Source organism: Streptomyces sp. NPDC056231 (assembly GCF_048270745.1).
Classification (GTDB): Bacteria; Actinomycetota; Actinomycetes; order Streptomycetales; family Streptomycetaceae; genus Streptomyces.
Map to the genome: position 1 here is coordinate 1 of NZ_JBLVKW010000084.1, position 22945 is coordinate 22945.

The window sequence follows — 22945 nt, forward strand, 5'->3', positions numbered from 1 at the left end:
GCCGCATCTCTGCGGCCGCCCCCTCACCCATCGGTGTTCCGAAGCGTTACTGGCCCTGCTCGTCGCGGCGTCGCTGCCACCGCTGCTCGATCCGGTTCATCACCGATCGGCGTTGCTTGGGCTGTCGGCGCTCGCTCCCGCCGCCGGCTGCCTGCTGCTCGCCGGGCTTGGGCGCCTTGCGCCACCCAGTGACCGCAAGGACCGCGCAGCCCAGCATGACGAGGAATCCCACCACGCTGATCCAGATCTGCTGGGCGACCATTCCGGCCATGAGGAGCGCGATACCCACCAGGAAGCCTGCGACCGCCTGGTACACCCGTCGTCGGGTGTATGTACGCAGCCCGCTTCCCTCGAGCGCTGTCGCGAACTTGGGATCTTCGGCGTACAGCGCTCGCTCCATCTGCTCGAGCATTCGCTGCTCGTGCTCCGAGAGCGGCACGGAGTCCTCCTCGTCGTCGGCCGCGGGGGGCGGCCGGTATGCGGCCCTTCCAGGATAGGCAGGGAATCACCCCCGTGAAACCCGCCCGCATCGCCAATCAACCAGTCCGGGCCGCCACGACGGCTCAGCTGCTGAGGCGTAGATTCCCCAACCTCCGATCCGTCATGCCGGATGGTGTCCCCCGATCATACGTGGCGCGGCCCCCGATCGGGCGTCCTGGGGCGTACTCCGTCTGCGGCTGCGTTGCTGATCAGCCGCGCTGCGACCGCCCCTCAGGCGCCCTTGATGCCCAGAACGTGCAGCTGGGTCGCGACCGACTGGAAGGCCGGCAGTTCCGCGACGGCGCTCTCCAGCTTGAGCAGTGCATCCATCGCACCGGGTTCGGTGTCCACCAGGACGCCCGGTACGAGGTCGGCGAAGACCCGTACACCGTGGACCGCGCCGACCTCGACGCCCGTTGCGGAGACCAGTTCGGTGAGCTGCTCCGCGGTGTACCGCCGGGGCACCGGGTCGCCCTCGCCCCAGCGGCCCGCCGGGTCGGTGAGCGCCCGCCGGGCCTCGGTGAAGTGCCCGGCGAGCGCCCGGGCCAGGACGGCGCCGCCGAGTCCGGCGGCGAGCAGGCTGAGTGCACCGGACGGGCGAAGCGCGTCCACCGCGTTCCGTACGCCCTCGGCGGGGTCGTCGACGTACTCCAGGACTCCGTGGCAGAACACCGCGTCGTACCCACCGCGCTCGACCACCTCGAACAGGCCGAGGATGTCGCCCTGGACGCCGCGGACACGGTCGGCGACCCCGGCCTCGGCGGCGCGGCGCTCCAGCGCGAAGAGCGCGTTGGGGCTGGGGTCGACGACGGTGACCTTGTGGCCGAGCCGGGCGACCGGCACGGCGAAGTTGCCGGTGCCGCCGCCGGTGTCCAGGACGTCCAGGGCGTCCCGGCCGGTCGCCTTGACCTGGCGGTCGAGGGCGTCCTTCAGGACCTCCCAGACCACGGCGGTACGGAGGGAGGCGCGGGGGCGCAGCTGGTCCGACACGGCAGATGACTCCTCGGCACGATGCCGCCGCTGACGGCGGAGCGTGAACAGTGCAGGTGATGCAGGTGCTGTCCACCCTATTGCCTCGGGCCACCGCCGCTGTCATCCCGCGTCGGACCGCTCCTTCCGGGGCTGTGGGAGTGTCGGCTGCAGCACCAGCAGCCGCTCGACGAGGCGCAGGAACATGGCCGCGTCGCGCAGCAGATCGTCGGCGTCACGGCTGCTAGCCGCCCCCGGTATGCCCGCTTCCGCGCGGGCCCGGCGGCGAGCCCCGGAGGCGAACAGGGCGCTCCATTCGGTGAGCTCCGGGGCGATCTCCGGGAGGACCTCCCAGGCGCTGCGGATCCTTTCCCGCCGTCGCCTGGTGGTCTCGGGCCGTCCCCGTGCGGCGAGCACGGCGGCAGCAGTGCGCAGGGCCGCGAGGTGAGCGGTGGCATAGCGCTCGTTCGGCACGGTGAGCACGGCGGCCTCGTCGAGGCCGATGCGGGCCTGGGTGAGCAGATCGAGGGCTGCGGGCGGCGCCGTGGCGCGACGCAGCACGGGGTGGACGTCGTTCGCCGGACCGCTCGATGCGGAGGACGGGGAGGGGCCGGTCGGTGAGGGGGCAGGGCCGCCTGCGCGGCGCCGAGAGGCGGCTGCTGCGGACGAGTTGGCCATGACGAACCTCCTGTCGTCGTGTGACGGCTCCGTGGCCGTGTGTATCCATCGTGGGGGTCGCCACTGACAATCGACCCCGTTCGACCCCTGACCTGCACTTTTGCCTCGATCGCAAGTTCGGGCTATTTTTTGTACTGACCAGTCAGTCTAAAAAAGGAGAGTCTGTGGACAGCCCGCACGGGGCAGCTGTCACCGCCGAGGACTTCGGGCTCAAGGGGCCGCGCGGCTGGGTCTTCCGAAGCGTGCGGATCGACGCCGGGCCCGGCGCACTGGTCGCGATCGAGGGCCCGTCCGGCTCCGGCCGCACCTGTCTGCTGCTCGCCCTCACCGGCCGGATGCGCCCCTCCGAGGGCCGTGCAGAGATCGGCGGTCTGCGCCTGCCGCGCCAGATGGCCGCCGTACGCAGGATCAGCGCCCTCGGCCCGGTCCCCGGGGTCAGCGAGCTCGACCAGGCCCTCACCGTCTCCGAGCACCTGCGCGAGCGGGCCCTTCTGCAGCGCCGCTTCGACGGCTCGCTGCGTGCCCTGCTCCGCCCGCGCGCCGAGCGCGCCGCCACGGCCCGGGCCCGGATCGACGCCGCGCTGGACGCCGCCGGACTCGACCCCACAACGCTGCCCAAGGCCGAGCGGACCTCCGTACGTGATCTGGAGCGGCTGGAGGCGCTGCGGCTGTCCGTCGCCCTCGCACTGATCGGCCACCCGCGGCTGCTCGCCGTGGACGACACCGACCTCAAGCTCTCCGACACCGAACGCGCCGAGGCCTGGAAGATGCTGCGCTCCGTCGCCGCCGGCGGAACGACCGTGATCGCCGTCTGCAGCCAGGCTCCCGAGGGCGCGATCACCGTGCGTACGGACCGCGCCGGGGCCACGGACACCACCGACACCGCAGAGACCACCGACGCCCCTGCGGCGACGGCGACCGAGGAAGGGACGGCCCATGCGATCGCCGAGACTTGCCGCGCTTGAACTGAAGCGTTTCGGCAGGGGAAAGCTGCCCCGCGCCGCACTCGTCGCGCTCGTGCTGCTGCCCCTGCTCTATGGCGCCCTGTATCTGTGGTCCTTCTGGGACCCGTACAGCCGCCTCGACAAGATCCCCGTCGCTCTGGTCAACAACGACAAGGGCGCCACCGCGGGCGGCAAGCGCATCGAGGCGGGTGACCAGATCACCGCCGAGCTGCTCGACTCCAAGGTCTTCGAGTGGCACGAGGTGAGCTCCGCCGAGGCCGGCCGGGGCGTCGAGGACGGTACGTATTACCTCTCGCTGACCATGCCGTCGGATTTCAGCAAGCGGATCGCATCCAGTTCGGGTGACTCCCCCGAGACCGGCGCTCTCCAGGTCCGGACCAACGACGCCAACAACTACATCGTCGGGCAGATCTCCCGGACGGTTTTCTCCGAGGTCCGCACCGCCGCCTCGACCAACGCCTCGCGTGAATTCCTGGACCAGATCTTCATCTCCTTCTCCGACCTCCACGACGCGACGGCCGAGGCGGCCAAGGGCGCCGACGATCTCAAGGGCGGGATCAGCAAGGCCAAGAAGGGCTCGAAGGACCTCGCGGAGGGGCTGAAGGGCGCCAAGGCGGGCAGCGGGCGCCTGGAGAGCGGGATCGTCAAGCTGAACAAGGGCGCCGGAGACCTCGAAACCGGCTCCCGGCAGGTCGCCGAGGGCACCCAGCTCCTCGCCGACAAGGTCAACGGCGTGGCTGCCGACGTCCGCCCGTTCCTGAAGGACAACGGCAAGTCGATCGGTGACACCGCCCGGCTGATCGCCGATTCCTCGCAGACCGTACGGGACAACCTCGACGTGCTGGTGAAGGCGGCGCCCACCGCGGCGACCGCCGCCCACAAGGCCTCCGACGATCTGGCCGACGTCTACCGCACCCGCTGCACGGAGCAGCTGCCCCCCGACCCCACCGCCTGTCCCCCGCTGAAGCGCGCCACGACCGCGGCCGCCGATGTCGCGAAAGTCGCCGACGATGTGAATGTCCTGGTGAAGGACCAGACCGGAGACCTGAAGAAGCTGCGCGGGCAGCTCACCACTCTGCAGAAGCAGGCCGACGCCCTCGCCGAGCGCTCCCCGCACCTGGACGAGGACCTGAAGTCCGCCGTCGCGAAGATCAACGCGCTCAACACCGGCGCCCACAAGGTCGCCAGCGGCGCGGACGAACTGCACACGGGTCTCGCCACGGCCAAGACCGGGTCCGCCGATCTGAACACCGCCGTCGGCAGGCTGAAGACGGGCGCAACCGACCTGGACGGTGGGCTGATCCGGCTGAGCGACGGTTCCGCCACACTCGCCCAGGGGCTGAACGACGGGGTCGGCAAGATCCCGGACTACGACAAGCAGGACCGCGACCGGCGCACCGACGTCATGGCCGATCCGGTCAAGCTCGCCTCCCAGTCAATGCACCGGGCGGCCAACTACGGCACCGGATTCGCGCCCTACTTCATACCGCTCTCCCTCTGGGTCGGCGCGATGGTGGCGTACATGCTGATCCAGCCGCTCAACCGGCGGGCGCTCGCCGCGGGGGCCTCCGCCTGGCGCATTGCCTTCGCCGGGTGGCTGCCGGTGGCCGCGATCGGTCTGCTGCAGGTGGCCGCCCTGATGTCCGTACTGCACTGGGGGCTGGGGCTGCAGATGGCCCATCCCGCCGGGACGATCGGCTTCCTCGCCCTCGTGACCTGCTGCTTCGGTGCGATCGTGCAGTGGCTGAACGCCCGGTTCGGCGCGGCGGGACGGATCCTCGTGCTCGCGGTGCTGATGCTGCAGCTGACCTCGGCCGGGGGCACGTACCCCGTCCAGACCAGCCCCGGCTTCTTCGGTGCGATCCACCCGTACCTGCCGATGAGTTACATCGTCGAGAGCCTGCGCCGGCTGATCACGGGCGGCGGGCTGGGCCCGGTCTGGCAGGACTGCGTCGTGCTGCTGGCGTTCACTGCGGGGGCGCTGGCCCTGACCGCGGTATCCGCCCGGCGCAAGCAGGTGTGGACGCTGGACCGGCTGCATCCGGAGCTGAGCCTGTGAGCGCGCCCGGACCTGTGAGAATCGAGCCCATGGACAGCAGTAGCAGCACGCGCCGCCAGGCCACCCGGCAGAAGCTCTACGAGGCGGCCGTCACTCTCATCGCCGAGAAGGGCTTCTCGGCGACCACGGTCGACGAGATCGCGGAGCGCGCCGGAGTCGCCAAGGGCACGGTCTACTACAACTTCAAGAGCAAGACCGAGCTCTTCGAGGAGCTGCTGCGGCACGGCGTCGGGCTGCTGACCGCTTCGCTGCGGTCCGCGGCCGAGGAGACGGCGGAGCGCGGCGGTACCCGGGTCGATGCCCTGGACGCGATGATCAGGGCCGGTCTGACCTTCATCGACCGCTATCCGGCCTTCACCCAGCTGTACGTCGCCGAGTTGTGGCGCACCAACCGTGCCTGGCAGGCGACCCTCCTGGTGGTACGTCAGGAGGCGGTCGCCGTGGTCGAGGACGTGCTGCGCGAGGGCGTCGGCAACGGTGAGCTCAGCCAGGAGATCGACATCCCGCTGACGGCGGCCGCGCTGGTCGGCATGGTCCTGGTGGCGGCCCTGGACTGGAAGGCGTTCCAGCCGGAACGGCCCATGGACGATGTGCACTCGGCGCTGTCGCTGCTGCTGCACGGCCGGGTCAGCGGGCACTGACGCACCCTCCCCCGGGCGACGTCCGCACACGCAAAAGCGCCGGTCGGGCAAGGCTCGATCCCCCCGAGCCTCGCCCGACCGGCGCTTCCTGTACTGCCGAAGAGCCTTCCCCCGCGGTCTGCGGCCCTCCGTCGCGCACCCCCGTGCCCCCGTCCGGAAGGAGTGCGGCACCCGTTCCGCCGCCCCGTGCCGGCGGTACCGGCGCTGCGCCCCTTCCGTGCTCCCCACTCTTCCGTCTGCGCAGGTGGGAGCCCATCCGCGTACCTACTCATCTCGCCGCCTAGGTACGAATACTCAGGGCTGTGCGCCGGACCCCACCCGGCGCGGCACACTCCTGGTTACGATCGCGTCCGTGTCCGTACTCCCCCTGGTGTTCACAAGTGGCTGGGCGAGCGGGATCAACGCCTATGCGGTGGTCCTGTTGCTCGGCATCTTCGGCGCGACCGGCGTCAGCGACGAGGTGCCGTCGTCGCTGCAGCGCACCGATGTGCTCGTGGTGGCCGCCGTGCTCTTCCTGTGCGAGACGGTCGCGGACAGGATCCCGTACGTGGACTCGGTCTGGGACTCGGTGCACACCGTCGTCAGGCCGGTCGCCGGGGCCGTCGTGGCGGCGCTGCTGGCCGGAGAGAGCGGTTCGCTGCCGGAGATCGCGGCCGGGGCCGTCGGCGGTTCCACGGCGCTGATGAGCCATCTGGTGAAGGCGGGCACCAGGATGGCGGTGAACACCTCCCCCGAGCCGTTCAGCAATATCGCGGTGAGCACGGCCGAGGACCTCGGCGTCGCCGGGATCATCACGTTCGCGATATTCCATCCGGTGGCGGCGGCGGTCATCGCCGCCGCCCTGCTCCTCCTCGGCCTGGTGGTACTGATCTTCCTGGCCTCCCGCATCCGTCGGTTCCTGCGCCGCAGAGCGCAGCGGCGGGAGGAGAAACACCTGGCCGGGACGGGTACGGAAGCTCGTTCGCACTGGCCTTCCGGCTGAGCTGTCGGTACCGGCCGCTAAGGTCACTGACATGGCACGTATTGCGGTGATCGGCGCCGGGATGGGCGCGATGGCGGCGGCCGCCCGGCTGGCCGTGGCAGGCAACCGGGTGACGGTGTACGAGCGGTCGGAGACCTTCGGCGGCTCGGTCGGCCGGTATGCCCGCGACGGCTTCGCGTTCGACACCGGCCCCTCGCTGCTGCATCTGCCGGCCGTCTACCGCGACCTGTTCGTGAAGACCGGCAAGGAGCCGCTGGAGCGGTGCGTCACGATGACGCAGGTCGATCCGGCGAGCCGCCATCTCTTCGCCGACGGCACGGCAGTCTCGCTGCCGAACGCCTCGCGCGCCGGGGTGGTCGCCGCCCTGGACAGTGCGCTGGGGGACGGTGCGGGCGGCAGCTGGGGCGAGTTCCTGGACCGGGCCCGCGATGCCTGGGACCGGTCCCGGCGGCCGCTGCTCGAGGAGCCGTTGCGCCCCGACTGGGAGGTGCTGGGCCGCGACCCGTACCCGGCACTCCGACAGCGCCGGCTGCTGCGCTCGGCCCGTCTGGCGGGCACGGTCGCGGAGGTCGGCGCCTGGGAGCTGACGGACTCCCGGCTGGCCGCTCTCCTCGACGCATACGCGTTGTCGTACGGCCTCGATCCGCTGCGCGCACCGGCGAGCGCGGCCCTTCTGCCGTACATGGAGGAGACGTTCGGCAGCTGGTACGTGGCGGGCGGAATCCGGGCGCTGGCGCAGGCGGTGTACGAGCGGTGCCTGGCCCGGAAGGTGGAGTTCGTCTTCGGCGCCGAGGTGGCCCGGGTCGTGGAGAGCGACGGCCGGGCAGCGGGCGTCGAGCTGGCCGCGGGCACGGTCGCGGAGGCCGACCATGTGGTACTGGGGGCCTGGCCGCACCCGGGTCTGATACCCGGTCAGGGGCTCTGGCAGAGCAATGATGTGACGGCTCAGCCACGACCGGGCGGCGGGACGACGGTGCCGGGCCGGTTTCAGGTCCTGCTGTCACTGCGCGGCGCCCGGCCCGCAGACGCGGTGCACCGGACGGTGGTGCACGGCGCGGACGGCGCGGCGGAGCGCGAGGCGGTGTTCGGCGGCCGGCTCGCCGCAGGTCCCACGGTGACGGTGATCCGCCCCGACGACCCCACGACCCGCCCCGACGACGCGCACGAGGCAGTGACGCTCACGGCGACGGTCGCCCCGCAGGGCGCGGTGGACTGGACGGACGGTGCGCTGCGCGAGCGGTACGCCGCCACGCTGATCGAGGCGGCCGGCGCAGCCGTTCCCGGGATACGGGAGCGGGTGCTCCACGCCGAGGTGCGGACGCCCGCGCAGAGCGCGGCCGACACCGGTGCCGAGGGCGGTTCGGTGCCCGCGCCCGCGCTGGCCGGGGCCGGGGGCGCGTATCTGCATCCGGGCAACCGCACCCGATTGCCCGGGCTCTACCTCGCGGGCGGCTGGTCGCACCCGGGCGGCGGCCTGGCGCACGCCGGGATGTCGGGGGCGCTCGTCGCCGGGCTCATCGTGGAGGGGGACGGCTTCCGCGGCTCTCAGTGAGGGGCCCGATGCCCCCGAGGGGGCGGGTGCCGGGCACGTCCGGTCGCCGCTCCGTTCCTCCGGCAGCCGTCGGGTTCGGGCCGTCGCCCGACGGCGCGGCTCGCCCCGTCAGTAGCGGTACTGGTCGTTGTAGCCGGTGCCGTAGCCGTTCGGGAACGGCGCGGGCTGCTCCGGCGTCAGCGGCGGGTGGTGCTCGCCCTCGCGCTGCTGCGGCACCCAGACGCCGCCCGGCGGTGTCTCGGAGGCGTACTCCTGGGCGTAGGGGTCTGCCGTGAACTGCTGCTGACCGCCATGGCTGTCATGGCCCGCGTACGGGTCCTGCGCCCCGTACTGCGGGGAGCCGGTGGTGGTGCCGATGTACGGGTCGGAGTACGCGGCGTACTGCTGGCGGCCCGTGCCGTAGTCGTACTGCTGGGCGTAGGGGTCCTGGCTCGCGTACGCGCCCTGACCGCCGTAGCTGTCCTGGCCGGCGTACGAGTCCTGCGCGGCCGCGGTGTACGCGGAGGAGTCCGGGTACGGGTCGTAGGAGGCGTACTGGGGCTGCGACTGCTGGGACTGCTGCGCGGGCTGGGGGTCGGTGTAGATGCCGTACTGCCCGGTGTCGTCGGGCAGCGGCTCCGGCTCGTAGACCGCGGCCTCGCTCGCGGGAGCGGGGCTGTTCGCCCCGTCCTGGCCCGAGCGGTCGTACTCCATCTCCAGATCCGACACCTCGAGCGTCGGCTCCCGGCGGGCGTCCCGGCCGCCCCCCGACCGGCGGCGACGGCTCTCGCCCGGGCTGCCCCCTATGGCCCAGCCGGTCGAGAAGCCGCGCCGGAACGAGAGCGTGACGTACGTCTGGCCGGTGGCGAACGCGATCGCGCCGACGGCGATGACGAACACGGACGGGATCAGTACGCCGACAACCACACAGGCGAAGCCGCCGAAGGCGAGCAGGCGCCAGCGAAGACGCGCCTTGTACTGCAGCAGCACCTCGCCGAGCAGCCACAACGCCACGATGCCGAACGCGATGTAGAGGACCGTCCAGCCCATGCCCGCCCCCTCCTACGGCCACCGCCCCGGGTCGTGGCGGGTACGGCCGGTCACGACTGCTTGTGCAGTCCGAGATTCTCGTAGATTTCGAGCGTCGCCGTCGAGTTGTTGAGCGTGATGAAGTGCAGTCCGGGCACACCCTCGGAACGCAGCCTCGCGCAGAACTCCGTCGCGAACTCAATCCCAATGGAGCGTACAGCGGCGGGATCGTCCTTGACGGCGAGGATGCGTTCTTTCAGCGACGACGGCAGCGACGCGTTGCTGAGCTGCGGAAATCGCTCCAGCTGCTTGACGCTGGTGAGCGGCATGACCTCGGGGATAATCGGCGTGTCGCAACCCGCAGCAACCACTCGGTCACGCATCCGCACATAGTCGTCCGGATTGAAGAACATCTGCGTGATCGCATAGTCTGCGCCGGCGCGGCACTTGTCCACGAAATGCTGGATGTCGGTGTCCCAGTCGGTCGAGCGCGGATGCATCTCGGGAAATGCGGCGACGCCGACACAGAAATCGCCGGATTCCTTGATGAGCCGGACGAGATCGGCCGCGTACCGCACACCCTGCGGGTGCTCGACCCACTCGCCCATCGGGTCGCCCGGCGGGTCGCCGCGCACGGCGAGGATGTTCCTGATTCCGGCATCCGCATACTGTCCGATCATGTTGCGGAGTTCGGCGACGGAGTGGTCGACGGCGGTCAGATGGGCGACCGGGGTGAGCGTGGAATCGGCAGCGATCTGCTGAGTGGCCCGCACCGTTCCGGCCCGGGTGGAACCGCCGGCGCCGTACGTCACGGAGACGAAGCTCGGCCCCACTGCCTCGACACGGCGCAGGGCATTCCAGAGATTCCGCTCGCCCTTCTCGGTTTTGGGTGCCCAGAACTCGAACGAATACGACGTCTCGCCAGTCGCGAGAAGCTCACGCACAGTGGGTGCGTGATCTGTCCGGGTAGAAGGAGTGCCAAGGGCCATACTGAAGGTTAACCAGGCCTCGAGGCTGCCTCGACCAGACCAGCGGCAATTGCCCGAATTGACTGGTGGTTTGTCCAGCCCTCGGACACTCTTCGCGCAGTCTCCGGGCGGACCTGCCCGTACATGGATGCCCTGCGGCCTTCCTGACGTCCCTGTCAGACGTCGGTGCGTGCTCTGATCCGCTTCGCGAGCCCGGCGGCGGCCGCGGCCGGGTCGTCGGCCTCGGTGATGGCCCGTACGACCACGACCCTGCGCGCCCCCGCGTCCAGCACCTCGTCGAGGTTGTCCGCGTCGATCCCGCCGATGGCGAACCACGGGCGCGTCGGGCCGAGCGAGGCGGCGTACCGCACGAGGTCGAGGCCCGGGGCGTGCCGGCCGGGCTTGGTCGGGGTGGGCCAGCAGGGTCCGGTGCAGAAGTAGTCCACGCCGGGCTCGGCGAGGGCCGCGTCGACCTCGGATTCGGCGTGTGTGGAGCGGCCGATCACCACGTCCCCGCCGATGATGGCCCGGGCGGCGGGCACGGGCAGGTCCCCCTGGCCGAGGTGGAGCACTTCCGAGCCGATGGCATGGGCGACATCGGCCCGGTCGTTCACCGCGAGGAGCGTGCCGTGGCGCCTGCAGGCGTCGGCGAAGACAGCGAGGTGTTCGAGCTCCTCGGCCGCTTCCATGCCCTTGTCGCGCAGCTGGACGATGTCGACGCCGGAGGAGAGCACGGCGTCGAGGAACTCGGGGAGGTCACCCTCGCGCCTGCGGGCGTCCGTGCACAGATAGAGCCGGGCGTCGGTCAGCAGCGCGCGAGGCGTGGGCATGGTGCGGTTCCCCCTTGGGACGGAGCGGTACTGCTGGTGGTGCGGAGCGGCCCCACGGGGTACGGGCCGCGCAGAGGCGCACGGCCCGTACCCCGCGTACGGTCGTCCCGGTCAGACGGCGAGCGCCTGGGCGCGGCGCTTCACCTCCGTGCCGCGATTCTCGCTCAGCGCCTGTGCGGGGGTACCCGGCAGGGTCGGGTCAGGAGTGAAGAGCCATTCCAGCATCTCTTCGTCGGAGAAGCCGTCGTCCCTCAGGAGCGTCAGGGTGCCGGAGAGGCCCTTGACCACCTTGTTGCCGTCGATGAAGGCAGCAGGCACCTGGAGCGCCCGGTTCTCACCACGTCGTACGGCGATGAGCTGGCCTTCCTTGACCAGCTGCCGCACGCGCGTCACCTCGACATCGAACATTTCTGCGATGTCGGGGAGGTGGAGCCAGGCAGGGACGAGAGCATCGATCTTTGCGTCAATCTCGGTCACAGGACAAGCCTGCCATCCCGCACTGACAGCCGATACCCGGACTCATCCCTTCAGGGCCTCGCGAACCACGTCCGCGACGCGGCAATGGGACTCCTGGTCGCTGGTGATCCAGCCGTGGGCGGACTCCAGGACACGCGAGTAGCAGGCCCCGGTGTCGGTGGTGCCCCGGTACTTCTCGGACGAGGCTCCGTCCGCGGCGGTGACCACGCCGCCCGTGCGGACGAGGTTGCCGGTCGAGTCCACGGTGTCGTCCGTGACGGCGTCCGTGCGCCACACACGCGCGGAGCCCGTCCGGGACGTGTCGATCAGCACACGGCGCTGGGTGACGGCGGCCCTCAGGTCGTAGTTGTTGTAGTCGCCGTAGACCGGGATGTCCATGTCGACGTCGATCGGGTAGGACCAGGCGTGCCGCTGTGCGCTGGTACGCCCGCCCGTCCTGGTCGTCACCGTGGTGGCGCCGTGGTCGCGCTGGTGCATCGTCTGCTGCTGCCCGGTCCTGGAGACCGTGTCCGTGTTGGTGTACGCGAACTCCTGCTCGACGGTGGTGGTGACCCGGCCCTTGGAGGTCCGGACGTAGCCCGAGATCTTCCAGGAGCGGCCGGTCGACACGGAGACGTGGGTGGAGCCGTCCTCACGCGGGGTCTGAACGGTCGTCACGGCGGGCGTGCGGGTGAGCGTGTCGACGGTCACCTGGCCGCTCGTACGTGACGCGTGCGCGTCCGTGTCGAGGAAGAGCGAACCGTCGACGATCCAGGTGTCGGCCGCGCCGTACGGAGTGATCCCGATGGCGTGCGGCCGGCCGTCGGCCAGTTCGCCCGCGAAGGGGGTGAGGTCGATGTCGTACGCCTCGGTCCGGAACTGGTCGATGGCCGGAATCGGCCGCCACAGGGTCGGCACGATGCCGCCGGAGTAGACGACCGGATACGGCTGGGCGAGGCCCGCGGGGCGCCCGTCCACCGTGACCTGCACCTCGCGGTAGGGGCCGCCGCCGCAGAGGTAGTCGGGGGCGGTGGCCGCGAGGTCACTGGGGACCGCGTCGAACCACTGCTCGTCGCAGCCGCCGCCGCGTGCGTAGACCTGCAGGCGCGCGCCGGTCAGATTGCGCGGGAAGGTGACGTCGGTGCTGGTGGAGCCGCCCTTGCCGACGCTCATCCAAGGGGCGGCGGTGGAGGCGGTGTTGCCCAGGGGGACGATCCGGTCGGCCGTGGTGGCGGCCGGGTGGCGCCGGTCGGCCCGGTAGTACGTGATCGTCAGCTTCACGTGGTACACGCCGGTGTACGTGTCGTTGACAACGTTGCCGAGCTCCAGCTGAAGTTTCTGCGGGTCCTTGAGGAGCGGCGCGAACTCGGTGATGTCCTTGGCGACGTGCCAGCTGATGCCGTCGTCGTCGGGCTCGGCCGTGCTGGTGCGGAAGACCTCCGCGCCGCCGACGAAGACCGCCGCGAGACGGTCGTACTGACGCCCCTTCACGCTGCCCGACCAGTCGAGGACGACCTTGTTCCAGGGGCCCTCGCACCGGGCGGGCGGGGTGAGCGTGGTGGTGTACGGCGGCCCGCCGAGTGTGTAGCCGAAGTCGTGCTCGACGGCCGTCACCGCGCAGTGCTCGGTGTCCGGGCGGGAGACCGGCGGCAGCGCGTCGACCGGGTCCTGATAGTCGACGGCCGGGTTGGAGCCGGGGACGGGGGCGGTGCCCGCGTACGCCGGGGCGGCAACCGCACCGCCGATGAGGGCGATCGAGGCTGCCGCCACGGATATTCCGCGCAGGGCGCGGACCCATCGGTAGGGGGACATGCACATCCTTCGGAACGGGGTCGGTGATCCAAAAGCTGTACAGTGCACCAATTTTGACGCGCAGCCAAGAGCTGTCCGCATAGCGGATATTAGCCACCGGCCCCTTCAGGGGGAGGCCGTTACTGACGCACCGTCGATTTCAGCGGCACGGAGGGGTCGGCCGCCCGCACCTCATCGAGCCGCGCCCCCGCCTCGATGAGCTTGCGCCCCTGGGCCAGGTCGCGCGGCCGGCCGACGGCGAGGACGGCGACCAGCACGCCGTCCCGCAGCCAGAGCACCGACCAGGCGGGACCGTCCGGGTCGCCGCGCCACAGCAGAGTGTCGGCGCCCCCATGATGGCCCGCGTACTGCACGAACCGGTCGAACTGCTCGGACCAGAAGTACGGCACGGGGTCGTACGTGAGCGGCTGCGGCGCCCCGTCGAAGCCGGCGCCGATGATGTTGGCGGCGGCAGTCCGCGGCCCCTGGACGGCGTTGTCCCAGTGGTGGACGAGGAGGCGCGTGCCGTATCGCGCGGAGGGGAAGGAGGCGCAGTCCCCGACGGCGTACACATCGGGCAGCGAGGTTCGCAGCGCTTCGTCGGCGGTCACCGATCCGTCCGGTCCGAGCGCGATGCCGGAGCCTGCCAGCCAGGCGGTGGCAGGCCGGGCGCCGATCCCGACGACCACCGCTCCGGCCGCGAGTGCGCGGCCGTCGGCGAGGACCACCCGGCCGGGCTCGATGCGGGCCACCGGGACACCGGTGAGGAGTTCCGCGCCGCTCTCCCCGTACCAGCGGGCCATCGGAGCGACGACCTCGGCGGGCAGGACGCCCGCGAGCGGCCGGTCGGCGGCCTCGACGACGGTGACCTCGCAGCCCGCGGCGCGGGCCGCGGTGGCGAACTCGGCGCCGATCCATCCGGCGCCGACGACCACGACGGTGTGCTGCTCACCGAGGACCGGCCGCAGCCGTGCGGCGTCGTCGAGGGTGCGCAGCAGATGGACGCCGCGCACACCCTCGGAGCCCGGCAGCTCGACCGGTTCGGCGCCGGTGGCGATGACCAGGACGTCGTACGGGACGGGGCCCGTCGGGGTGTCCAGTTCGTGCGCCTCGGACCGGAGGCCGGTCACGTCGCGGCCCAGTTGCAGCTCGATGTCGAGCGCCTCGAAGTCGATGTCGAAGGCGGAGCCCTCGGCCTCGCCGAGCAGCACCGCCTTGGACAGCGGCGGCCGGTCGTAGGGCTGGTGCGGTTCGGCGCCGATCAGGGTGACCGGGCCGGTGAAGCCCTGTTCCCGCAGGGCCACCGCGGTCTGCACACCGGCCATGCCCGCACCGACGATGACGATGCGGCGCTCGGTCCGCCGGTCCGGCTGCTCAGTCTGCTGCTCGCTCACCTGTCCACCTTAAACACCTGACGATCCGTCAGCCAGACAGCTCCTCGACCACGCTCGTCCCGCTGCCCTCCTGCGACTCCCACTCCCACCGCTCCTCCAGCCGCACGCGGCCGTCGGCGAGGTCGACGACGGTGGAGAGGCAGTGTCCGGAGGATGTCGTTCCGTCCTGCTTCAACTGGACGTACCGGAAGTCGAGCCGATCGGCGGTCCTGGTGCCGACGAGATGGCCCCGGACCACGTCGCCGCCCGCGTACTCGGCCCAGATCCGGCCGCCCTCCTCGTGGTACGTGAAGCGGGTACGGGTGCCCACCTGGCCCGGCGCCTGGTCGGCGACCGGCGAGAGGACGAGTCCGTCGAGCGAACGGGCCACGGTGGCTGCTCCCTTACAAGGTCCGGGGGACGGGGTCCAGTGCCGTGACCGGCCATGTTTGCGCGACGGGGCAAAGCCTGCCGGGAGGGGCACTAGGGTGGCCACCGTAAGGCACTCGCGGGAGCCCGGACGCACCGGGCTGAGAGGGAGGCTGGGCGGCCTCCGACCGTACGAACCTGATCCGGGTCATGCCGGCGAAGGGAGGGGCTGGACGCCCATGCGTTCTTCCGGGAACACATCCGTATCCGCACAAGGGTCCGACGTCCTCGTCATCGGAGGCGGGATCATCGGTCTGGTGACCGCCTGGCGGTCTGCGCAGCGCGGTCTGCGCACCGCGGTCGTCGACCCCGAACCGGGCGGCGGGGCCGCCCAGGTCGCGGCCGGGATGCTCGCCGCCGTCACCGAACTCCACTACGGCGAGCAGATGCTGCTCGGCCTCACTACCGCGTCCGCCGCGCGCTACCCGGCCTTCGCGGCCGAACTGGAGGCGGCGAGCGGCCAGGACATCGGCTTCCGCGCCTGCGGCACCCTGGCGGTCGCCCTGGACTCCGACGACCGCGCCCATCTGCGGGAGCTGCACGCGCTGCAGCAGCGTTCGGGGCTGGAGTCTGAATGGCTCACCGGCCGTGAGTGCCGTCGGCTGGAGCCCATGCTGGCGCCGGGCGTGCGCGGCGGTCTGCGGGTCGACGGCGACCACCAGGTCGATCCCCGCCGGCTGGCCGCCGCTCTGCTGACGGCCTGCGAACGGGCTGGGGTGGTCTTCCACCGCGACTGGGCGGAACGCCTCGGGGTGGCACGGGACCGGGCCACCGGAGCCCTCCTCGCAGCCGGTACGGAGCTGGCCGCCGACCAGGTCGTACTCGCCTCGGGCAGCCTCAGCGGGCGGCTCGCCGGGCTGCCGGACGAGGTCGTTCCCCCGGTGCGGCCTGTGAAGGGACAGGTGCTCCGGCTGACCGTGCCCGCCGCTTACGCACCGTTCCTCACCCGCACCGTGCGGGCCGTGGTCCGGGGCGGCCATGTCTATCTCGTCCCGCGCGAGAACGGCGAGCTCGTCGTCGGCGCGACCAGCGAGGAGATGGGCTGGGACACCACCGTCACGGCGGGCGGGGTGTACGAGCTGTTGCGCGACGCCCACGAGCTGGTGCCCGGCATCACCGAACTACCGCTCGCCGAGACCCGGGCCGGCCTTCGCCCCGCCTCCCCCGACAACGCCCCGCTGCTCGGCCCCACCGCTCTGCCCGGCCTCCACCTCGCCACCGGCCATCACCGCAACGGCGTACTGCTCACCCCCGTCACGGGTGACGCGATGGCCGAGCTGCTGACCACCGGCGAGCTGCCCGCCGTGGCCCGCCCCTTCACCGCCGGACGATTCGCACCCGCCGCCGTACGTCAGGAGCAGCCCGCATGACCGACTCCCTTCCGCTCACCGTCTCCGTGAACGGCGATCCCCGTTCGATCGCCGCGGGCACCACCCTGGAGACCCTTGTGGCGACTCTCACCGCGGCGCCCTCCGGGGTCGCCGCGGCCCTCAACGAGACCGTCGTCCCGCGCAGCCGCTGGTCCGCCGCCACCCTCGCCGACGGCGACCGCGTCGAGGTCCTCACCGCGGTCCAGGGAGGCTGACCGTGTCCGACGATCTCTTCACCCTCGGCGGCACCACGTTCGGCTCCCGGCTGATCATGGGAACAGGCGGGGCGCCCAGTCTCGACGTGCTCGAACGCTCCCTGACGGCGTCCGGCACCGAGCTGACCACCGTCGCGATGCGCCGCCTCGACCCGACCGTGCAGGGCTCGATCCTCTCCGTCCTCGAACGCCTCTCGATCCGCGTCCTGCCGAACACGGCGGGCTGCTTCACCGCGGGCGAGGCCGTGCTGACCGCCCGGCTGGCCCGCGAGGCACTGGGCACCGACTGGATCAAGCTGGAGGTCGTGGCCGACGAGCGGACTCTGCTGCCCGACCCGATCGAGCTGCTGGACTCCGCGGAGACCCTGGTGGACGACGGGTTCACCGTCCTGCCGTACACCAGCGACGACCCGGTGCTCGCCCGGAAACTGGAGGACGTGGGATGCGCGGCGATCATGCCGCTCGGCTCCCCCATCGGCTCCGGGCTCGGCATCCGCAATCCGCACAACTTCCAGCTGATCGTCGAGCAGGCCCGGGTTCCGGTCATTCTCGACGCGGGCGCCGGGACCGCCTCGGACGCGGCCCTCGCGATGGAGCTGGGGTGCGCGGCGGTGATGCTGGCGTCGGCGGTGACCCGGGCGCAGGAGCCCGAGCTGATGGCGGCGGCGATGCGGCACGCGGTGGACGGCGGACGGCTGGCGTACCGCGCTGGCCGGATCCCGCGTCGCCACTTCGCCGAGCCCTCCTCACCAGCGGAGGGGCGGGCGGTGCTGGACCCGGAGCGGCCGGCGTTCTGAGCGCGCGTCCGCCGGGTCCGTACGCTGCTGAAGCGCATGTCCCTGTCACGGCTCGGCTGCAGTGAGGACCCGGGATCGCCCCGGCCCGTCGGTCGTGTCCGCGGTGGCTCGTAGACTCGGCTGCGTGGATAAAACCCTCCAGGACCCGCTTGTCGGGCAGCTCCTCGACGGCCGTTACCGCGTCGATGCCCGCATCGCCGTGGGCGGGATGGCCACGGTCTACCGGGCCATGGACACCCGGCTCGACCGGGTACTCGCCCTCAAGGTGATGCACCCGGCGCTCGCGACCGACGCCTCGTTCGTCGAGCGCTTCATCCGCGAGGCAAAGTCGGTGGCCAGGCTCGCCCACCCCAATGTGGTCGCGGTCTTCGACCAGGGCGCCCAGGGGGCGTACGTCTACCTGGCGATGGAGTACGTCGCAGGCTGCACGCTGCGCGACGTCCTGCGCGAGCGCGGCGCCCTGCAGCCGCGCGCCGCCCTGGACATCCTGGAGCCGGTCCTCGCCGCACTCGGTGCCGCACACCGGGCGGGGTTCGTGCACCGCGACATGAAGCCGGAGAACGTCCTGATCGGGGACGACGGCCGGGTGAAGGTCGCGGATTTCGGCCTCGTACGGGCTGTGGGCGCGGTCACGAACACCACCGGTTCCGTCCTGGGCACCGTCTCCTACCTCGCCCCCGAGCAGATCGAGCACGGCACGGCGGACACCCGCGCCGATGTGTACGCCTGCGGTGTCGTGCTGTACGAGATGCTGACGGGCGCCAAGCCGCACACCGGCGACTCCCCCGCCCAGGTCATCTACCAGCACCTCAACGAGGACGTCCCGGCCCCCTCGGCCGTCGTCCCCGGGCTCGCGGTCGAGCTGGACCGCCTGGTCGCGAGCGCCACCGCCCGTGACCCCGAGAGCCGCCCGTTGGACGCGGTGGCCCTGCTGGCCGAGGCCCGCACCGCGCGCGCCGCGCTCACCGACGAACAACTGGACGCCGTACCGCCGCAGTCCCTCGCCGAGGTGCACGACGGCGCCGAGGACCGCACGAGTGTGATCCCCCGGGTACTCCCGGACGGTCAGGGCACGGCCCACCACACCAGCCGGCTGGAGATGCCCCCGCCGCTGCCGCCCGAGCAGGCCCGACGCGGGCCGCGGCGCGGAATGCTTGCCGCGATCATCGCCGTGCTGCTGGTGCTCGGGGCCGGTGCCGGTGTCTGGTACATCAACTCGGGACAGTTCACCCGGGTCCCCTCGCTGCTCGGCCAGACCGAGAAGGAGGCCGGGCAGCGGCTCTCCGACTCCGGGCTGGAGCTGAAGAGCGTCAAGCGGGCCTACAGCGACAGCGTCGAGCGCGGCAGGGTCATCGACAGCGATCCGAAGTCCGGCGCCCGGATCCGGGGCAACGGCTCGGTGACGATCACCGTGTCGCGCGGCCCGGAGATCGTGAAGGTGCCCGCCGTCGAGGGCACCGCGCTGGCCGAGGCCAGGCAGGCGCTGAAGAAGAGTGGGCTGGTGCCCGGCATGGTCACCAGGGAGTTCAGCACGGAGTTCGACCGGGGCGACGTGATCCGTACGGATCCCGGAGCGGGCGCCGAGCGCCACCCCGACTCCGCGGTCGCCCTGGTCGTCAGCAAGGGCAGCCCGGTCGATGTCCCCGATGTCACCGGACTGTCGGTCCAGGACGCCACCGCCGCACTGGACGAGGAAGGACTGAAGGCCAAGGTGCTGCCCGGCCGCGTCAACTCTCCCGAGGCCGAGGGCGACATCGCGCACCAGTCCCCGGGCCAGGGTGCCCAGGCCGCCGAGGGCGACACCATCACGCTCACGGTCTCCAAGGGCCCGCGGATGATCGACGTACCGGACGTCACCGGCAAGGACGTCGACGAGGCGACGAGGCTGCTGAAGGCGGCGGGCTTCGAGGTCAAGGTCGACCGCCCGTTCCTCTCCTTCAGCGACAAGATCGCGAGTCAGTCCGTGGCCGGCGGCAAGCAGGCCCCCGAGGGCAGCACCATCACCATCAAGACCAAGGGGCTCTAGATCCATATGCGCAACCCCGTCGGCGGCCATGTCCCCGTGGCCGGCGGCCTCGCGAAAATCGGCCTGCCCTACGCCCGCGAGATGGGGGCGGAGGCCGTCCAGGTCTTCGTCGCCAATCCACGCGGCTGGGCCACGCCCACCGGGAACCCGGCGCAGGACGAACAGTTCCGCGCCGAGTGTGCCGCCGAGTCGATACCGGCCTACGTCCACGCCCCGTACCTGATCAATTTCGGCTCGCACACCGAGGCCACCGTGGAGAAGTCTGTGGACTCGCTGCGCCACTCCCTGCGCCGGGCCCGTGAGATCGGCGCCCTGGGCGTCGTGGTGCACACCGGCTCGGCGACCAACGGCCGGCCACGCGCGGAGGCCCTGGCGCAGGTACGGACGCACATGAGGCCGCTCCTCGACGAACTGACCCATGACGACGACCCGTATCTGCTGCTGGAGTCGACCGCCGGACAGGGATTCTCGCTCTGCTCGCGGGCCTGGGACTTCGGCCCGTATTTCGAGGCGCTCGACGCCCACCCCAAGCTCGGCATCTGTCTCGACACCTGCCACATCTACGCGGCGGGGCACGATCTGGCGGGCCCCGCGGGCATGAGGCAGACGCTCGACCTGCTGGTGGACACGGTCGGCGAGGGGCGGCTGAAGCTGATACACGCCAATGACTCCAAGGACGTGGTGGGAGCCAACAAGGACCGGCACGAAAACATCGGCGCCGGGCACATCGGCGAGGAGCCGTTCCGGGAGCTGTTCGCCCATCCGGCGACGGCGGGAGTACCGCTGATCATCGAGACGCCGGGCGGCAAGGAAGGCCATGCGGCGGATGTGGCGCGACTGAAGGGACTGCGCGACTGCGGCTGACCGCGAAACCCAATACAGGAATACCCCTAGGGGGTATATGGTTCCTGTTGTCGACAGGAACCGCTACCGGCCTTGGGGGATCGCCATGCAGCACGACACGCGCGACGGAGAGCACCAGCACCACGAGCACCACGGGCAGAGCCACGAGCACCACGGGCACCACGGGCAGGCCCACGACGGCAGCAGCCACGCCAACCACTCGGCTCACGCCGGCCACACTGCGCACTCCCTCGGCCGGGTCGACTGGGCCATGGCCGCGCGCGCCACACTGCACTGCCTCACCGGATGCGCCATCGGCGAGATCCTCGGCATGGTGATCGGCACGGCGCTCGGCTGGGGCAACACGGGGACGATGGCCCTCGCGATCGTCCTGGCGTTCTTCTTCGGCTACACGCTGACGCTGCGCTCGATCCTGAAGGCCGGCGTCGACTTCCGTGCCGCGTTCCGGGTCGCCCTGGCCGCCGACACCCTCTCGATCGCGGTGATGGAACTGATCGACAACGGCGTGATCGCCCTGTGGCCGGGCGCCATGGACGCACAGCTCGCCGACACACTGTTCTGGGGAACGCTCATAGTGTCGCTGGCCGTCGCCTTTGTCGTCACCACACCGGTCAACAAGTGGATGATCGGCCGCGGCAAGGGCCACGCGGTGGTGCACCAGTACCACCACTGAGGACGGCCCCGCACCGGGACCATCAGGTCAGAGCTCGGGGCCTTCCCCGGGCTCTTCCTGGTAGGAGTAGCGCTGCTCGCGCCACGGGTCGCCGATGTTGTGGTAGCCGCGCTCCTCCCAGAAGCCCCGGCGATCGGCCGTCATGTACTCGACGCCCCGGACCCACTTGGGCCCCTTCCAGGCATACAGGTGCGGTACGACGAGGCGCAGCGGGAAGCCGTGCTCCGCGGTGAGCAGCTCACCGCCCTTGTGGGTGGCGAAAAGTGTGCGGTCCGAGGTGAAGTCGGCGAGCCGCAGGTTAGAGCTGAATCCGTATTCCGCCCAGACCATCACATGCGTGACCTGGGGCGCGGGTGGCGCGAGCTCCAGAATCGTGCGGGCGAGGACCCCGCCCCATTCGGCCCCGAGCATGCTGAATTTCGTGACGCAGTGCAGATCGGCGACGACCGAGGAGAACGGCAGGGCCGAGAACTCCTGATGGTTCCAGCAGTGCTTCTCGCCGTCCGCGGTGGCCCCGAAGACCCGGAACTCCCAGCGATCGGGCTTGAACTTGGGAACGGGCCCGTAGTGGGTAACCGGCCAACCGCGCTGCAGTCGCTGACCCGGCGGAAGCTCGGACTGCTCTGATTCGCGGTATTCCCGGCTTTCCGGCTGACCCATGCCTCCATGGTGACAGACAGGCAGGGGTGGTCATGACCAGGGTAGCGACTATTCGGGCAACTCATACTAAGCATGCACTTACTGGACGGCTGGGGGGTGCGGTGCGAGGATGCGGCCAACGTGCCCAGTTCACCGGTTGGAAGGAGCCTCTGCGATGCAGGGCGACCCCGAGGTCCTCGAGTTCCTGAACGAACAGCTGACCGCCGAATTGACTGCCATCAATCAGTACTTCCTGCACGCAAAGATGCAGGACAACTTCGGCTGGACGAAGCTCGCGAAGTACACCCGGTCCGAGTCGTTCGACGAGATGAAGCACGCCGAGACCCTGACGGACCGCATCCTCTTCCTCGATGGACTCCCCAACTACCAGCGGCTCTTTCATGTGCGCGTGGGTCAGACGGTCACCGAGATGTTCCAGGCCGACCGCCAGGTCGAGGTGGAGGCGATCGACCGGCTCAAGCGCGGTATCGAGTTGATGCGCGGGAAGGGCGACATCACGTCCGCAAATATCTTTGAATCGATCCTGGAGGACGAGGAGCATCACATCGACTACCTCGACACCCAGCTGGAACTGATCGAGAAGCTCGGCGAGCCGCTCTACATCGCGCAGCAGATCGAGCAGCCCGACAGCTGAGCCCGGGACGGTCGAGTCCGGGACGGCAGGTCCCGGAGAGCCGGGTTCAGGCCGCGTCGGGGAGCCGGATGCCCGGGACCGGACCGGAACCGATGTCCGGGATCCGTCCGGAGGCGGTGCCCGAACCGGTGCGGGGGGCCGCGCCCGGTGCGGTCGAGAGGGTCTGCCCAAGGGCGTCACCGGGGGCCTGCTTCTGGTCCAGCAGTTCCCGGCGCGCGCACGCACCGCGGCCGAGCATCGCCTGAATCCGGCGGACACAGCCACCGCAGTCGGTGCCCGCCTTGCAGGCGTTGGCTATCTGGCGGGGGGTACACGCCCCGGCGTCCGCATGTTCCTTGACCTGCTGCTCCGTAATACCGAAACACGAGCAGACGTACACGCGGTTCACCTCCCCGGCAGGATGGGTCATGGATGCCACCCCGCTGAACGGTGAGGCTTACCTAACCTTACCTGGCGCCCCGTACCGGTAAAAGTCCCGGAATGCCCTGTGGGGCACGGATCACATCGATCCGTGCCCCACAGTCG

The 22945-nt window shown here is 70.8% G+C and carries 24 protein-coding genes and 1 riboswitch; of the genes, 12 read left to right on the forward strand and 12 right to left on the reverse strand.

The window, feature by feature from the left end; all coding sequences use genetic code 11:
- Positions 1 to 46 precede the first annotated feature (46 nt).
- From ACNPQM_RS36995 to ACNPQM_RS37005, 3 genes are all read right to left on the reverse strand, one after another.
- The gene (locus ACNPQM_RS36995; RefSeq protein WP_358858039.1) at positions 47 to 439 is read right to left on the reverse strand and encodes a DUF3040 domain-containing protein; all 393 of its coding nucleotides are present in this window, start codon (positions 437 to 439) and stop codon (positions 47 to 49) included.
- Positions 440 to 711: 272 nt separating this feature from the next.
- A complete protein-coding gene (locus tag ACNPQM_RS37000) occupies positions 712 to 1470 on the reverse strand; it encodes a methyltransferase (protein ID WP_358858040.1) in 759 nt (252 codons plus the stop codon).
- Between the two features lie 102 nt (positions 1471 to 1572).
- A complete protein-coding gene (locus tag ACNPQM_RS37005) occupies positions 1573 to 2127 on the reverse strand; it encodes an SAV_6107 family HEPN domain-containing protein (protein WP_418087392.1) in 555 nt (184 codons plus the stop codon).
- A gap of 164 nt (positions 2128 to 2291) precedes the next feature.
- Between ACNPQM_RS37005 and ACNPQM_RS37010 the strand changes: the two genes are divergently transcribed.
- The 5 genes from ACNPQM_RS37010 to ACNPQM_RS37030 all read left to right on the forward strand — a co-directional run bounded on the left by ACNPQM_RS37010 (position 2292) and on the right by ACNPQM_RS37030 (position 8326).
- A complete protein-coding gene (locus tag ACNPQM_RS37010; RefSeq protein ID WP_418087393.1) occupies positions 2292 to 3092 on the forward strand; it encodes an ATP-binding cassette domain-containing protein in 801 nt (266 codons plus the stop codon).
- A complete protein-coding gene (locus ACNPQM_RS37015; protein ID WP_418087394.1) occupies positions 3064 to 5151 on the forward strand; it encodes a YhgE/Pip family protein in 2088 nt (695 codons plus the stop codon). The genes ACNPQM_RS37010 and ACNPQM_RS37015 overlap by 29 nt, the downstream gene beginning before the upstream one ends.
- Before the next feature lie 29 nt (positions 5152 to 5180).
- Positions 5181 to 5792 carry a TetR/AcrR family transcriptional regulator gene (locus tag ACNPQM_RS37020; protein WP_358858044.1) on the forward strand — a complete coding sequence of 204 codons (612 nt, stop codon included), beginning with the start codon at positions 5181 to 5183 and terminating at the stop codon, positions 5790 to 5792.
- Positions 5793 to 6144: 352 nt separating this feature from the next.
- The gene (locus tag ACNPQM_RS37025) at positions 6145 to 6774 is read left to right on the forward strand and encodes a DUF4126 domain-containing protein (RefSeq protein WP_418087395.1); all 630 of its coding nucleotides are present in this window, start codon (positions 6145 to 6147) and stop codon (positions 6772 to 6774) included.
- 31 nt (positions 6775 to 6805) lie between these two features.
- On the forward strand, positions 6806 to 8326 hold the full coding sequence (locus tag ACNPQM_RS37030) for a phytoene desaturase family protein (RefSeq protein WP_418087396.1): 1521 nt from the start codon (positions 6806 to 6808) through the stop codon (positions 8324 to 8326).
- A 108-nt stretch (positions 8327 to 8434) separates the two neighbouring features.
- Here the strand turns inward: ACNPQM_RS37030 and ACNPQM_RS37035 are convergent, their stop codons facing one another.
- The 7 genes from ACNPQM_RS37035 to ACNPQM_RS37065 all read right to left on the reverse strand — a co-directional run bounded on the left by ACNPQM_RS37035 (position 8435) and on the right by ACNPQM_RS37065 (position 15143).
- Positions 8435 to 9355: a hypothetical protein gene (locus tag ACNPQM_RS37035; protein ID WP_418087397.1), complete on the reverse strand. Its 921-nt coding sequence runs from the start codon at positions 9353 to 9355 to the stop codon at positions 8435 to 8437.
- A gap of 50 nt (positions 9356 to 9405) precedes the next feature.
- A complete protein-coding gene (metF, locus tag ACNPQM_RS37040) occupies positions 9406 to 10323 on the reverse strand; it encodes a methylenetetrahydrofolate reductase [NAD(P)H] (RefSeq protein ID WP_358858048.1) in 918 nt (305 codons plus the stop codon).
- Between the two features lie 155 nt (positions 10324 to 10478).
- On the reverse strand, positions 10479 to 11132 hold the full coding sequence (gene thiE / locus ACNPQM_RS37045) for a thiamine phosphate synthase (RefSeq protein ID WP_358858049.1): 654 nt from the start codon (positions 11130 to 11132) through the stop codon (positions 10479 to 10481).
- Positions 11133 to 11243: 111 nt separating this feature from the next.
- Positions 11244 to 11609, reverse strand: coding sequence for an Rv2175c family DNA-binding protein (locus tag ACNPQM_RS37050; protein ID WP_345515685.1), 366 nt, complete (start codon positions 11607 to 11609; stop codon positions 11244 to 11246).
- 42 nt (positions 11610 to 11651) lie between these two features.
- Entirely contained in the window at positions 11652 to 13400 is a 1749-nt protein-coding gene (locus ACNPQM_RS37055; protein ID WP_418087398.1) for a peptide-N4-asparagine amidase, read from the reverse strand.
- Positions 13401 to 13519: 119 nt separating this feature from the next.
- Entirely contained in the window at positions 13520 to 14773 is a 1254-nt protein-coding gene (locus tag ACNPQM_RS37060; protein ID WP_418087399.1) for an NAD(P)/FAD-dependent oxidoreductase, read from the reverse strand.
- Between the two features lie 28 nt (positions 14774 to 14801).
- Positions 14802 to 15143 (reverse strand): hypothetical protein, encoded by a 342-nt coding sequence (locus ACNPQM_RS37065; protein ID WP_358858052.1) that lies wholly within the window; start codon positions 15141 to 15143, stop codon positions 14802 to 14804.
- Positions 15144 to 15250: 107 nt separating this feature from the next.
- A riboswitch (TPP riboswitch) is annotated at positions 15251 to 15363 on the forward strand.
- On the opposite strand from ACNPQM_RS37065, the gene thiO reads away from it, so the two are divergent.
- The 6 genes from thiO (at position 15361) to ACNPQM_RS37095 (ending at position 21126) form a co-directional block, all read left to right on the forward strand.
- Positions 15361 to 16551, forward strand: coding sequence for a glycine oxidase ThiO (thiO, locus tag ACNPQM_RS37070; protein WP_418087400.1), 1191 nt, complete (start codon positions 15361 to 15363; stop codon positions 16549 to 16551). Its footprint overlaps the riboswitch before it by 3 nt.
- Complete coding sequence (gene thiS / locus ACNPQM_RS37075) at positions 16548 to 16766, forward strand: sulfur carrier protein ThiS (RefSeq protein WP_358858054.1); 219 nt, start codon at positions 16548 to 16550, stop codon at positions 16764 to 16766. Before thiO ends, thiS begins: the two co-directional genes overlap by 4 nt.
- Positions 16767 to 16768: 2 nt before the next feature.
- Positions 16769 to 17563, forward strand: a complete 795-nt coding sequence (locus ACNPQM_RS37080; protein WP_418087401.1) for a thiazole synthase — start codon at positions 16769 to 16771, stop codon at positions 17561 to 17563.
- Between the two features lie 124 nt (positions 17564 to 17687).
- A complete protein-coding gene (gene pknB / locus ACNPQM_RS37085) occupies positions 17688 to 19589 on the forward strand; it encodes a Stk1 family PASTA domain-containing Ser/Thr kinase (protein ID WP_418087402.1) in 1902 nt (633 codons plus the stop codon).
- A gap of 6 nt (positions 19590 to 19595) precedes the next feature.
- Complete coding sequence (locus ACNPQM_RS37090; RefSeq protein WP_358858057.1) at positions 19596 to 20453, forward strand: deoxyribonuclease IV; 858 nt, start codon at positions 19596 to 19598, stop codon at positions 20451 to 20453.
- An 85-nt stretch (positions 20454 to 20538) separates the two neighbouring features.
- Positions 20539 to 21126 (forward strand): DUF4396 domain-containing protein, encoded by a 588-nt coding sequence (locus tag ACNPQM_RS37095; protein WP_418087403.1) that lies wholly within the window; start codon positions 20539 to 20541, stop codon positions 21124 to 21126.
- Positions 21127 to 21153: 27 nt separating this feature from the next.
- Here ACNPQM_RS37095 and ACNPQM_RS37100 read toward each other — a convergent pair whose 3' ends face one another.
- Positions 21154 to 21786 (reverse strand): sulfite oxidase-like oxidoreductase, encoded by a 633-nt coding sequence (locus ACNPQM_RS37100; RefSeq protein ID WP_327246867.1) that lies wholly within the window; start codon positions 21784 to 21786, stop codon positions 21154 to 21156.
- Between the two features lie 154 nt (positions 21787 to 21940).
- Here ACNPQM_RS37100 and bfr point away from each other — a divergent pair, with 154 nt between their 5' ends.
- A complete protein-coding gene (gene bfr / locus ACNPQM_RS37105; RefSeq protein ID WP_266986592.1) occupies positions 21941 to 22420 on the forward strand; it encodes a bacterioferritin in 480 nt (159 codons plus the stop codon).
- Positions 22421 to 22466: 46 nt separating this feature from the next.
- Here bfr and ACNPQM_RS37110 read toward each other — a convergent pair whose 3' ends face one another.
- Complete coding sequence (locus ACNPQM_RS37110; RefSeq protein WP_418087407.1) at positions 22467 to 22799, reverse strand: (2Fe-2S)-binding protein; 333 nt, start codon at positions 22797 to 22799, stop codon at positions 22467 to 22469.
- Between the last annotated feature and the right edge of the window lie 146 nt (positions 22800 to 22945).